The sequence below is a fragment of the Pseudoclavibacter sp. AY1H1 genome, from assembly GCF_002931055.1.
Taxonomy (GTDB): Bacteria; Actinomycetota; Actinomycetes; order Actinomycetales; family Microbacteriaceae; genus Pseudoclavibacter.
This window is the reverse complement of the sequence record NZ_PSXX01000012.1, coordinates 86,854-100,005: the sequence shown is the minus strand read 5'-3', so window position 1 is coordinate 100,005 and position 13,152 is coordinate 86,854. Positions and strand designations below refer to the sequence as shown.

Annotated in this window: 9 protein-coding genes; 3 read left to right on the top strand and 6 right to left on the bottom strand. The window is 68.5% G+C overall.

The window, feature by feature from the left end:
* Positions 1–14: 14 nt before the first annotated feature.
* Positions 15–989, bottom strand: a complete 975-nt coding sequence (gene dapA, locus C5E05_RS16255; RefSeq protein ID WP_104240862.1) for a 4-hydroxy-tetrahydrodipicolinate synthase — start codon at positions 987–989, stop codon at positions 15–17.
* Between the two features lie 55 nt (positions 990–1,044).
* On the bottom strand, positions 1,045–2,889 hold the full coding sequence (lepA, locus tag C5E05_RS16250) for a translation elongation factor 4 (protein ID WP_104240861.1): 1,845 nt from the start codon (positions 2,887–2,889) through the stop codon (positions 1,045–1,047).
* Positions 2,890–2,998: 109 nt separating this feature from the next.
* On the opposite strand from lepA, the gene C5E05_RS16245 reads away from it, so the two are divergent.
* The 3 genes from C5E05_RS16245 (at position 2,999) to C5E05_RS16235 (ending at position 5,588) form a co-directional block, all read left to right on the top strand.
* Entirely contained in the window at positions 2,999–4,612 is a 1,614-nt protein-coding gene (locus C5E05_RS16245; RefSeq protein WP_104306361.1) for an ABC-F family ATP-binding cassette domain-containing protein, read from the top strand.
* A gap of 114 nt (positions 4,613–4,726) precedes the next feature.
* Positions 4,727–4,987 carry a 30S ribosomal protein S20 gene (rpsT, locus tag C5E05_RS16240; protein ID WP_068493103.1) on the top strand — a complete coding sequence of 87 codons (261 nt, stop codon included), beginning with the start codon at positions 4,727–4,729 and terminating at the stop codon, positions 4,985–4,987.
* A 10-nt stretch (positions 4,988–4,997) separates the two neighbouring features.
* Positions 4,998–5,588 (top strand): DUF1697 domain-containing protein, encoded by a 591-nt coding sequence (locus tag C5E05_RS16235; protein ID WP_104306360.1) that lies wholly within the window; start codon positions 4,998–5,000, stop codon positions 5,586–5,588.
* Between the two features lie 287 nt (positions 5,589–5,875).
* On the opposite strand, the gene holA is transcribed toward C5E05_RS16235, so the two are convergent.
* From holA to leuS, 4 genes are all read right to left on the bottom strand, one after another.
* Positions 5,876–6,889 (bottom strand): DNA polymerase III subunit delta, encoded by a 1,014-nt coding sequence (gene holA / locus C5E05_RS16230; RefSeq protein WP_104298950.1) that lies wholly within the window; start codon positions 6,887–6,889, stop codon positions 5,876–5,878.
* A 3-nt stretch (positions 6,890–6,892) separates the two neighbouring features.
* The gene (locus C5E05_RS16225; RefSeq protein ID WP_104342512.1) at positions 6,893–9,457 is read right to left on the bottom strand and encodes a ComEC/Rec2 family competence protein; all 2,565 of its coding nucleotides are present in this window, start codon (positions 9,455–9,457) and stop codon (positions 6,893–6,895) included.
* Between the two features lie 26 nt (positions 9,458–9,483).
* Positions 9,484–10,155, bottom strand: coding sequence for a ComEA family DNA-binding protein (locus C5E05_RS16220; protein ID WP_258064900.1), 672 nt, complete (start codon positions 10,153–10,155; stop codon positions 9,484–9,486).
* Between the two features lie 429 nt (positions 10,156–10,584).
* A complete protein-coding gene (gene leuS, locus C5E05_RS16215; RefSeq protein WP_104298948.1) occupies positions 10,585–13,134 on the bottom strand; it encodes a leucine--tRNA ligase in 2,550 nt (849 codons plus the stop codon).
* Positions 13,135–13,152 lie beyond the last annotated feature (18 nt).

Below are 13,152 nucleotides of genomic sequence, written 5' to 3'. Positions count from 1 at the left end.
AGGTGAGGGTCGAATCAGCGGGTTGTGCCTGGGATGCGCGGGAGCGCACCACCCGCGGCCGCGTTGCGGTCAGGCCGGAAGTTCGTGAAGCTCGCGCCTTCGACGTCGCGAACCAGGTCGAGCTCATCCTCGATGAGGGCGGCTTCCCACTCCTCCGGGCCGACGAGCGGCAACCGGACGCGGGGGGACTGGATGCGGCCGAGGCCGTGCAGGATGTACTTGGTCGCCACGGTTCCCGGAACGTGGGTCATGGTGGCTCGCACGAGCGGCTCGAGGCGCTGGTGCGCGTCCGTCGCGGTGCGCAGGTCGCCCGCGTTGACGGCGTCGACCATCATGCGGTACGGCTGCGACGCGATGTTCGCGGTCACGCCGATGAGGCCCGTCGCGCCGATCGAGAGCAGCGGGAGCGTGTTGGCGTCGTCTCCCGAGAAGTAGAGCAGCTCGGTCTGGTTGAGCACGCGGGACACCTGCGCGAGGTCGCCCTTCGCGTCCTTCACCGCGATGATGTTCGGGTGCTTGGCGAGGCGCAGGATCGTCTCGTAGGTGATCGGGATGCCCGTGCGGCCCGGGATGTCGTAGAGGATGAGCGGCAGGTCGGTCGCGTCCGCGATCATGCGGAAGTGCGTGAGCACCCCAGCCTGCGTCGGCTTGTTGTAGTACGGCGTGACGGCCATGACGCCGTCGGCGCCGGCATCCGCCGACTGCTTCGCGAGCTGGATGGCGTGTGCCGTCTCGTTCGACGGTCCACCCGTGATGATCTTCGCGCGCCCGGCCGAGACCTCTTTGCCCACGACGACGAGCTTGAGCTTCTCGGCGTCCGTGAGCGTCGACGTCTCACCGGTCGTGCCGGTGACGACGATGCCGTCAGCGCCGGCCGAGATGACGTCGTCGATGTGCTTCTCGACTCCCGCCCAATCGACTTCGCCGTCGTGCGTCATCGGAGTCACGAGTGCAACGAGCACCTGGCCGAAAGGGTTGTCCTGTTCCATCACGTCTCTCAGGCTACTTCCACTAGGTAAAGACTGGGTCTTGGTGTCGAGCTTGCTATTTCTTCTTCTCTACATCGCCGCTGAGCGCCGCGATGAAGGCTTCCTGCGGCACTTCCACGCGTCCGACCATCTTCATGCGCTTCTTGCCGGCCTTCTGCTTCTCCAGGAGCTTGCGCTTGCGGGAGATGTCGCCGCCGTAGCACTTCGCGAGCACGTCCTTGCGGATGGCGCGGATCGTCTCGCGGGCGATGATGCGGGCGCCGATGGCGGCCTGGATGGGCACCTCGAACTGCTGGCGCGGGATGAGCTTGCGGAGGCGCTCGGTCATCAGCAGCCCGTAGGCGTACGCCTTGTCCTTGTGGATGACGGCACTGAACGCGTCCACGCGCTCGCCCTGCAGCAGGATGTCGACCTTCACGAGGTCGGCGACCTGGTCGCCCATCGGCTCGTAGTCGAGGGACGCGTACCCCTGCGTCCGGCTCTTGAGCTGGTCGAAGAAGTCGAAAACGATCTCGCCGAGCGGCATCGAGTAGCGCAGCTCGACGCGCTCCTCGCTGAGGTAGTCCATGCTGATGAGCGCTCCGCGCTTGCCCTCGCACAGCTCCATGATCTTGCCCACGTAGTCCTTCGGAGCGAGGATCGCGGCGCGCATCATCGGCTCGCGAACCTCGAGGATCTTGCCCTCGGGGTACTCGCTGGGGTTCGTGACGGTGTGGAGCTGCTTGTCCTCCGTCTTGACCTCGTAGACGACCGAGGGTGCGGTCGTGATGAGGTCGAGATCGAACTCGCGCATGAGGCGCTCGGTGACGATCTCCAGGTGGAGGAGGCCGAGGAATCCGACGCGGAACCCGAAGCCGAGCGCCACCGATGTCTCGGGCTCGTAGTTGAGCGCCGCATCCGAGAGCTTGAGCTTGTCCAGCGCCTCGCGGAGCTCGGGGTAGTCGCCCGCGTCGATCGGGTACAGGCCGGAGAAGACCATCGGCTTCGGCTCCGTGTAGCCGGGAAGCGGGTCGTCGGATGGACGCGTGCTGCCCGTCACGGTGTCGCCCACCTTCGAGAGACGCACGTCCTTCACGCCCGTGATGAGGTAGCCGACCTCCCCGACGCCGAGGCCCTTGGCCACGGTGGGCTCTGGCGACGAGACGCCGATCTCGAGCATCTCGTGCGTGGAACCGGTCGACATCATCTTGATCTTGTCGCGCGCCTTGAGCTCGCCGTCGACGACGCGAACGTACGTGACGACGCCGCGGTAGGCGTCGTAGACCGAGTCGAAGATCATCGCGCGAGCGGGGGCATCCGCCACACCGACCGGCGCTGGGATGCGCTCGACGACACGGTCGAGCAGCTCCTCGACTCCCATGCCGGTCTTGCCGCTCACGCGCAGCACGTCGTCGGGGTCGCCGCCGATGAGGTTCGCGATCTCCGCCGCGAAGCGATCAGGGTCGGCGGCAGGCAGGTCGATCTTGTTCAGGACCGGGATGATCTCGAGGTCGTTCTCCATCGCCAGGTACAGGTTCGCGAGCGTCTGGGCCTCGATGCCCTGCGCCGCATCCACCAGCAGGATGGCTCCTTCGCAGGCCGCGAGCGAGCGCGAGACCTCGTAGGAGAAGTCGACGTGGCCGGGCGTGTCGATCATGTTGAGCGCGAACGTGTCGCCCTCGACGGCCCACGGCATGCGGACCGCCTGGCTCTTGATCGTGATGCCGCGCTCCCGCTCGATGTCCATGCGGTCGAGGTACTGTGCACGCATGGCGCGGTCGTCGACGGAGCCCGTGAGCTGAAGCATCCTGTCAGCCAGGGTGGACTTGCCGTGGTCGATGTGGGCGATGATGCAGAAATTGCGGATCCGGGCGGGGTCGGTCTGAGCCGGCTCGAGCGGAGTGGAGGCGCGTGGTGACATGGTGTCGCCTATTCTCCCATGAGCCGCGCACCCAGCGCTCATCGCCCGGCGCTTGAGCGCGCAGCCAGCGTGCGCACCGCCAGAGAACGGCCCAGGAAGGCACCACCGCATGAGTCTCATCCGCCTCAACGACGTCGAGGTCGGCTTCGGCCCCTCCCCCGTGCTCAAGGAGATCTTCCTCACCCTCGACCGGGGGGATCGAGTCGGGCTCATCGGGCAGAACGGCTCAGGGAAGTCGACGCTGCTGAAGCTCATCCTCGAGCAGGTCTCGCCCGACACGGGCACCGTCTCGATCGATGACGGCGTGCGCATCGGCTACTTCTCGCAGTTCTCCGAGCTGGACGGCTCGTCGACGATCCTCGAGACGCTGGAGACGCTCTTCTCGCACGTGCACGACATGGAGGCGGAGCTCGCCGAGATCGACGCCGCCATCGCCGCCGAGCCAGACGCCGATACGCTCGACCGCCTCATCCTGCGCCAATCCGAGCTCTTCGAGGAGATGGACCGCGCGGACGGCTGGGACTACAAGCGCCACATCGACACCGCCCTCACGAAGCTCGGCTTCAACGAGGCACACCGCACGAGCCCCATCGAGAAGCTCTCCGGCGGCTGGCGCAACCGCGCGGCGCTCGCCAAGCTCCTGCTCGAGCAGCCCGACGTGCTGCTCCTCGACGAGCCCACCAACTTCCTCGACGTCGCAGGCGTCGAGTGGCTCGAGACCTGGTTCCGCTCGTTCCGCGGCGCCGCGATCATCGTGTCGCACGACCGCACGTTCCTGGACGCGGTGGTCACGCGCATCCTCGAGGTCGAGAACCTGCACCTGCACGAATACCCGGGCGACTTCGGCGAGTACGTCATCCAGAAGCAGTTCCGGCTCAAGACCCTGCAGGCGCAGTTCGTCCACGAGGCCGAGCTGCTCGCCTTCGAGGCGGAGGGCATCTCCGACCGCCGCGAAGCAGCGAAGGCTGGCGGCAAGGGACTCGGCAAGCGCCTCTCGAGCATCAAGAAGAAGCGAGCGCCGCGGCCCGTCGACGAGATCGTGACCGAGATCTACGGCTCGCTGCACGTCAAGGATGTGCTCGCCCGCGTCTCGGGCCTCGGCAAGAGCTACGGCGACCGGACCCTCTTCGACGACGTGACCTTCGAGGTGCACCGCGGCGACCGCATCGCCGTCATCGGGCCCAACGGCAGCGGCAAGTCGACGCTCCTGCGCGTCCTCACGGGCGAGGAGTCCGGCGACGTCGGCCGGGTCGACTGGCCGAACGGCGTGAAGGTCGTCTCGTACAACCAGGTGCTCGCGGAGCTCGACGAGTCCGACACGGTGTCGCACTCGGTGAACGCCATGCCGGACAGCATCGCGCTGCGGGCGACGAAGAAGTCCGTCGCCCGGTTCCTCAGCATGTTCCGCTTCAGCGAGGCCGAGCTGAAGTCCCGCATCGGCACCCTCTCGGGTGGCCAGCGGGCGCGAGTCGCGATGGCGCAGTGCCTGCTGTCGGGCGCATCCGTGCTGGTGCTCGACGAGCCGACGAACCACCTCGACCTGCCGAGCACGCAGGTCATGGAGCGCGCGCTCGTGCACTTCCCCGGCGCCGTCATCGTCGTCAGCCACGACCGGTTCTTCATCGACAAGGTCGCCACGGGGACCGTCGTGTTCGGCACGAAAACGGATGCTCCAGCCGAGCTCGAGATCACCATCGCCGATTCAGGTACCGACGTCGCCTGAAGCCTGGTAGAGTTTCTGTTTGGCTTACGCGTCGCCCACTCGGCGCGGATTGGCGGCACGGCCCTCTTCCGTGCGGCACCGTTCCAGTACACCTTCCTGTAAGAAAGAAGCAACGTGGCAAATATCAAGTCGCAGATCAAGCGCATCGGCACCAACCGCAAGGCGACCGAGCGCAACCGCGCCTACAAGAGCGAACTCCGCACGGCTATCCGTCGCGTTCGCTCGGCTGTCTCCGAGGGCAACAAGGAGCAGGCTGAGCTCGCGCTCACCTTCGCTGCCAAGAAGCTCGACAAGGCCGTCTCCAAGGGCGTCATCCACAAGAACCAGGCAGCGAACCGCAAGTCGGCCATCGCCAAGACGGTCGCAGCGCTCTAAGCCTCCTGTCATGCCGACATCGACCCCCGCATCCTCTTCCGAGGTGCGGGGGTCGATTCGTCGTATCGCGCTCCTGCAGAGCATCAACCTCGGCCAGCATCGAAAGCTGCCGATGGCCGAGCTCAGGCATGCCCTCGAGGCCGCCGGGCACACCAGCATCGCGACGGTCCTGCAGACCGGCAACGTGCTGCTCGACGCTCCGGCAGCGGTCACGAACACCGAGCTCGAGACGCGGCTCCGGACCGAGATCGCGGCCGCCTTCGACCTCGACGTGCCCACGCTCGTCCGCGACGCCGACGAGTGGCGGGCGGTCGTCGAACACGATCCGTTCCGCCAGTTCGATCCCCACCCGAGCCGCCTCGTCGTCGTGTTCTGCGCCGAGCCGCCGCTGGAACGTGTCGAGGCGCTGCTCGAGGGCATCGACCTCAAGGATGATCGGTGGGTCGCGCGCGGACGCGAGCTGTACGTGTCCTGCCCGAACGGGCAGATCGAGAGCCCGGTGCTGCAGCGCCTCGGCCGCCCGAAGAGCTCGGACACGTCGAGCGGGCCGGCCACGGTGCGCACCTGGGGCACGGTGCTGCGGGTCGCGGCCAAGCTCTAGCGTCAGTGCATCCGCGGCCCACCTTCAGGCGACGGAGCATCCCGGCCACCACCTGACCAACTTGCGTGATCAGAAGCGCTCCCAGCGACGCTGGTGCCCCGCGAGCGCCGTTCCATCACGGAAGTTGGCCCGCGGACCCGCCGGAGGTGGCCGGAACCGCCGCACAGACCATCCCGGCCACCACCAGACCACCTGACCAACTTGCGTGATCAGAAGCGCTCCAAGCGACGCTGGTGCCCCGCGAGCGCCGTTCCATCACGGAAGTTGGCCCGGGTGCGCGGCTGCGGTCAGACGTCGCGCAGGGCGATGCAGCGCAGCATCCGCTCGACGGCGAACTGCGGGTCTCTCCCCGCCCCCTTGACGGCGTGGTCGGTCTCAGCGACCAGCGTGATCGCGCGTCCGAGGGATGCGTCGTCCCAGTCGCGGAGTTCGCGGCGAGCCTGGCCGACCTGCCACGGCGACGCGCCTGCGCGGCTGGCGATCTGCGCGTCCGAGCCGCTGAGTCCCTGCACCTTCGCCATGATGCGCAGCTTCGAGGCGACGGCCGAGACGATGGGCACCGGGTGCAGTCCGGTCGAGAAGCCGTGGCGCACCAGCGCCAGCGCGTCGCGGACTCGCCCAGCGAGTGCGGCGTCCGCGATCTTGAACCCGGTCGTCTCGACGCGGCCGCCGAAGTACTTGTCGACGTGCTCGTCGGTGATGGTGTCACTCGTGACGGTCAGCAGCTGGCGGGCAGCGCCGATGAGCTCAGCGAGGTCGGTGTTGAATGCGGCAACAAGCAGCGAGGCAGCCTGCGGCTCGATGCGTCGGCCAGCGTTGCGCACCTCGGCGACGACGACGTCCACGAGCTCGCTCGGCTTTGGCTTCTGGCAGTCGATCTCGACGGCGACATCCTTCGCGCCCCGCACGGCATCCAGGAGCTTCTTCCCGCGCACTCCCCCGCCGTGCCGGAGCACGAGCGTCGCGCCTTCGACGGGCATCTTCGTGTAGGCGACCACGTCGGCGATGAGTGCGTCCGTGCACTGCTGCACGCCTCGGATGATGACGAGGCGCGGTTCGAAGAACAGCGATGGGCTGACGAGGGTCGTGAGGTGCCCGCCTGCGTAGCCGGAGGCTTCGATCTCCGTGATCTCGAGGTCAGGTGACTCTGCGCGGAGCACATCGCGGAGCCGTGTGATCGCGGTCTCGGCGAAGTAGTCCTCCGGGCCGCTCACCAGCACGATGCCAGCAGGCCGCACCTCCCGGTGGGTGAGGACGGGAATCGCCCTCTTGGGGGTGCTCGCCCGCTTCGCCTGTGCCATAGCTCAATGGTAACGACGCGCATCTGGCCGTGCGACCGAGACCCCGATCTGTCGAACCGGGCTAGGAGGATTCGACGCGTCGGTTGTGGGCGGCGAGGATCCCCCTGACCGCGCCCTGAGTGCGCGCGACGACACAGGTCGCCTGCGGGCTCGCGGGGCCGTGGCGACTCCCGCTACCGCGGGAGGGTCCGAACCTCCGTGACCTCCCTCGCCGATGACGATGGTGCCGAGCTCGTCGGTGCGCAGCGGCCGCGTGCCTGCCGCGGTGAGCATCCCGAGGGCCGCGTCCGTCGGGTGGCCGTAGCCGTTGTCTGCGCCCACCGAGACGAGTCCGATCGACGAGGAGAGCTCTTCGTAGAGCTGCGCGCTCTGGTCGCGCGAGCCGTGGTGCGCCATCTTGACGATGTCGGCCCGCGGGTGCGGGTGCTCGCGCAGCAGGCCGCGCTGCGCCTCCTCTCCCAGGTCGGCGAGGGCGGCGAGCGACAGGCAGACCGTCACGCAGGACGTCGTCGGTTCGAGCAGCGTCACGAGACTCCCATCGTTGCCACCGACACTCGCCGGTTCCCCGCCGCTCCCGCGCTTCGGCCACAGGACGCTCCATGCGAGGTCGCCGAGCGTCCAGGAGTCGCCGCTCGCGGCGTAGTGCACCTGGGCACCGGTCACGCGCAGCTCGTCGACGAGCGGCTCCGCTCGCGCCTCGGCAGTATCGGGGACGACAAGCGACCCGACGCCGACGCCGGACTCGAGCAACGCCGTCGCCGCCCCGGTGTGGTCCAGATCAAAGTGCGTGAGCACGAGCAGACGCAGCTCGTCGACGCCGAGCGTCCTCAGACAGGCCAGCAGCGCTTCGGGCTCCGCACCGGTGTCGATGAGCGCCGAGCCGCTCCACGTGGTGACGAGCAGCGCATCCCCCTGTCCGATATCGCACGCCGCATAGCGCCATGCACTTGGGATGCTCCTGCTGAGGTGGACCGCCTGCCCGATGACCGTGCCGACATACGCCACCAGGGCGACGCAGAGCAGGAGCGCCAGCCACGCTCTCCAGCAGTGGAGCAGGACGATGAGCGCGACGACGACGGCGAGACAGAGCAGCGCCCCCGGGAGTCCGCCAGGCCACGGCAGCAGCGCCCCGGGCCAGTCACTGACCGCCATCGCCACGAGTCCGATCCACTGCGCGGGCAGCCAGGCGACCCACAGAAGCGCCTGGCCGAGCCAGGGAGCGGCCCACAAGAGCAGGCAGCCGACCAGCCCGGCGAGCGTCGCCACGGGCGCTGCTGGGGCGGCCAGCACGTTCGCGAGAATGCCGTAGAGCGGCAGTTCCGGGGTCAGGAGCAGCAGCACCGGTTGACACGCGAGCTGCGCCGAGGCGGGCACGGCGAGCATGAGCGCGACGGGCCGTGGCATGACGCGTGCGAGGCGATCGCCGATCGGGTTCGCGAGCGTCAGCAGCCCGACCGTCGCGAGCACCGAGAGCGCGAAGCCGTAGTCTCGGCTCCGCCAGGGGTCGGCGACGAGCACGACCACCGTGGCGAGGGCGACGAGCGCAAGACCTGTCGACCGACGCGGAGTGGCTTCGAGCACCAGGACGACCATGGCCATGATGCTCGCCCGGATGACGCTGCCCTCCGGGGTGACGAGCGCCACGAACACGGCGAGAACCGCGGCTGCGAGTGCGAGGCGCACTCCTCGCCGCAGCCCGCAGAGGCGAGCGAGGACCAGGGTCGCGGCGACCACGACCGCGCAGTTCGCCCCCGAGACGGCCGTGAGGTGCGTGAGCGCGGCCGTCTTCATCCGCTCGTCCAGCTCGGCCCCGACCAGGCGCGTGTCGCCGACGGACAGCCCCGGGAGCAGCTGCGCGCCGAGACCAGGGAGGGTTCGCGCCGCGTCGACGAACCGGTCTCGCGCCCCTGCGGTGACCTCGAGCAGACCGCCGGGCGCGGCGACGACGTGCGCCGGAGCATCGAGGAAGACCAGAGCGGCGACGCTGTCGCCCGCGTCCGCAGGACCGAGGACCCCCTCGAGCTCGACCCGTGAGCCGATGGCTGGGAGCCGCTCCCCCGCCGACGTCGGCATGCTCAGCTGGCCGAACGCGAGCAGCGAGGCGCCACTGCCTCCGCTTCTCCCATCGACCTCGAACGAATCGAGGCGCACCTCGAAGTGGGACGGCTCCTGCAACTGCGCGCCGGACCAGCGCCCACGGTCGTCGCCTGGAGCAGCGACGGCACCCTCCCCGACGAGGGTCGTGAGGGTGCCCGTCGCCTGCACCCGAAGCCCCTCCACGGCGCCCGCGCGAAGCGCCTCGGGAGACCTCACGGGATGCTGAGCGCCTGCGCTCACCGCGAGCAGCGCCATGACGGCCGCGACAACGGCGAACGTCGCGAGCGCTGGCCGCAGACGCGCCGCGGCCAGGAGCACGATCGCGAGCAGTGCCAGACCGATGCCGCACACCCAGGCGAGGGAGGGATGCGTGACGCAGATCCAGGCCATGACCCAGGCGCCGGCCGCCGCCGGCACGAGACGCGCGTCTCGACCATCGAGCCGCTCGGCCAGCGCTCCCAGATTCCCCACCTGAACGGCACGATCTTTCCGAGTCGTCACACGGTCACCAGGTCGACGAGCCCCTCGTAGGTGGCGTCCCCGATGCCGGCGACCTCCTTGAGCTCCTCCACAGCACCGAATCCGCCGTTCTGCTCACGGTGGTCGATGATGCGCGACGACATGGCCGGTCCGATCCTCGGCAGCTCTTCGAGCTCGACCGCAGACGCCGTGTTCAGGTTCACGAGGCCACCGCCGGCCGCACCCCCGGCACCGGCCGGCGCCGCTTCCCCTCCGACGGGCTCGGAGGGGGCCTCGCCGATCCGCGGAACCCGCAGCTGCTCGCCGTCGACGAGCGTTCGAGCCATGTTGAGGAGCGACGGGTCGGCGTCGTCGGCAAGACCACCCGCCGCGGCGATCCCGTCGACCACCCTGGCCGTCGACGGCACCTCGTAGACCCCGGGACTCGTGACGGCCCCGACGACGTGGACCAGCAGCGTCGACCCCTCGGAGCTCGGTACGCCGGCAGGCGGTTCCGTTGCGCTCAGCTGGAGGCTCTCGGTCGGCGACACCTCCCCGAGGGCACCGAGACTCGGTGTGGGACGCAGAGCCGCGAGCGTGATCGCCCCGGCGAGCACGACGAGGACAAGCACGACCGCAGCGCCGACCCCGATCCGCAGACGCGGTCGGGGCGGACGCTCGAAGAGGTCGGCCAGCTCGGATTCGGACACCCTCGGACGCTACGACGGCGCGCGCATCCGCTGGCCCGCGAAGTCCCCTCCTGTGGAGGGCGACTCTCGCACAGGGCAGGTGACTGCAGAGTGGGCCGCGAGCGCCCGACGCCATTCAACCGACCACGCTGCGGAAGCCGTCGATCGCAAGTTTCGGGATGGCTTTCGCACTTCGGGATGGGTTGCAACCCATCCCGAAGTGCGAAAGCCATCCCGAAACGGGAGAAGAAGCCGATCAGAGGAAAGAAGCCACCTCGAGCGAAGCCACCGCGAGCAAAGCCACCTCGAGCAAAGCCACCTCGAGGAAAGCGCCTGCGAGGAAAGCCACCGCGAGAAGGCGGTAGACCGGTAAACGCGCAGACGCAAACGCGCCCTCGCTCGGCTGAGCGGGGGCGCGTCTGGCGCCAGGCTTTGGGCGACTGGCTGCTGCTAGCCCTTGACCGCGATGTTCACGAGCTTCGGGGCCCGCACGATGATCTTGACGATCTCGCGGCCGTCGATGGCGGCCTGCACCTTCGGCGAAGAGATGGCGAGCTGCTCGAGCGACGCCTCGTCGATCGTCGGGGGCACATCGAGGCGGTGCCGCACCTTGCCGTTGATCTGGACGACCGCCGTCACCTGGTCCTGCGTGAGCAGCGAGCGAGCCGCGGTCGGCCACTTGACGTGCGAGATGCTGCCCTCGTGGCCGAGTCGCTCCCACATGTCCTCGGCCGCGTGCGGCGCGTACATGTCCAGCACAACCGCGATGGCCTCGGCGGCCTCGCGCACGGCGGGGTCAGCCGGGCCAGCACCCGAGTCGATGGCCTTGCGCGTCGCGTTGGTGAGCTCCATGAGGCGCGCGATCACGACGTTGAACTTGAAGCCGGAGGCCAGCTGCGGGATGTCGGCGAGGAAGCGGTGCGTCTCGCGGCGCAGACCACGGTCGCCCTCGCCGAAGTCGACGCCGACGGGGCTCGTGACCTCGCCGGAGATGCGCCAGGCGCGCGCCAGGAACTTGCCGGAGCCTGCGACGGAGACATCCGCCCAGTCGACGTCGTCTTCCGGCGGGCTCGCGAAGAGCATCGTCAGGCGCACGGCGTCGACGCCGTACTGGTCGAGCTCGGCCGAGAGGCTCACGACGTTGCCCTTGGACTTCGACATCTTCTTGCCGTCCATGACGACCATGCCCTGGTTGAGCAGTGCCGAGAAGGGTTCCGTGAAGTCGACGTGCCCGAGGTCGTAGAGCACCTTCGTGATGAAGCGCGCGTAGAGGAGGTGCAGGATGGCGTGCTCGACGCCGCCCACGTACTGGTCGACGGGCGCCCAGCTCGCGGCCGTCTTCTCGTCGAACGCGGCGAGCTCGTTGTTCGGCGAGAGGAAGCGGAGGAAGTACCAGGAGCTGTCGACGAACGTGTCCATCGTGTCGGTGTCGCGCAGCATCGGCTCGCCCGTCTCCGGGTCGACCGTGTTCACCCAGTCGGTCGCGCCGCCGAGGGGCGAGGCTCCCTTCGGGCGCAGGTCGAGCCCTTCGGCCTCGGGGAGGCGCACGGGCAGCTGGTCCAGCGGCACGGGAACCTCCTTGCCGTCCTCGCCGTGGAGGATCGGGATGGGCGTTCCCCAGTAGCGCTGGCGGGAGATGAGCCAGTCGCGGAGTCGGTAGTTCTTCGCGGCCCGGCCCGTGCCACGCTCGTCGAGGAGCTCGATGGCAGCCTGGATGCCCGAGCGCTTCGAGAGCCCGTCCAGCGGTCCCGAGTTGGTGAGGCGTCCGTCGCCGGACAGCGCCTCCCCGGTCTTGGCGGGGTGGAGGTCTTCGAACTCCGGCATCGACCCGTCTTCGGGGATGATCGGGATGACACCCGTGACGGCCTGCGTGACGTCGACGACCACCTTGACGGGCAGGTCGAACGCGCGTGCGAAGTCGAGGTCGCGCTGGTCGTGTGCGGGCACCGCCATGATCGCGCCCGTGCCGTAGTCGGCGAGCACGTAGTCGGCGGCCCAGATGGGCAGGCGCTCGCCGCTCAGGGGGTTGATGGCGAAGCGACCGAGGTCGACGCCGGTCTTGGGGCGGTCGCTCGACTGGCGGTCGATGGAGTCGAGCGCGCGGGTGTCGGCGAGGTACTTCGCGAAGCGCTCGCGAACCTCGTCGTCTGCGCCTTCGGCGAGCTCGGACGCGAGGTCAGAATCGGGGGCCACGACCATGAACGTGGCGCCGTACAGCGTGTCGGGGCGCGTCGTGAAGACCGTGACGGGCTCATCCCGCCCCTCGACGACGAAGTCGACGTCAGCGCCGAGCGAGCGCCCGATCCAGTTGCGCTGCATCGTGATGACCTTCTGCGGCCAGTGCCCCTCGAGCTGGTTGAGGTCGTCGATGAGCCGGTCTGCGTAGTCGGTGATCTTGAAGTACCACTGGTTGAGCTTCTTCTTCACGACGATCGCGTCGCAGCGCTCGCAGTGCCCGTCGATGACCTGCTCGTTGGCGAGCACCGTCTGGTCGTTGGGGCACCAGTTCACGTCGGAGTACTTGCGGTACGCGAGACCTCGCTCGTACATCTGCAGGAACAGCCACTGGTTCCAGCGGTAGTACTCGGGGTCGGAGGTGTGGATGACGCGGTCCCAGTCGAAGGACGCCGCGTAGCGCTTCATCGACGCGCGCTGCTGCGCGATGTTCTCGTACGTCCAGTCCTTGGGGTCGCCACCGTTCTTGATGGCGGCGTTCTCTGCCGGCAGCCCGAAGGAGTCCCAGCCGATGGGGTGCAGGACGTTGAAGCCCTGGTGGCGCCAGTAGCGAGCGACGGCGTCGCCGAGTGCGTACTGCTCGGCGTGCCCCATGTGCAGGTCGCCCGACGGGTACGGGAACATGTCGAGGACGTACTTGCGCGGGCGATCGTCACCCTGGAGGTTCGTCGCGAAGGGCTGCAGCTTGTCCCACTCAGCCGACCACTTCGCTTCGAGAGCCTTGAAGTCGTATTCCTGGGGCTCAGCGCCTGTCGCTTCGGTCACAGATTTCTTCTTTCGCGT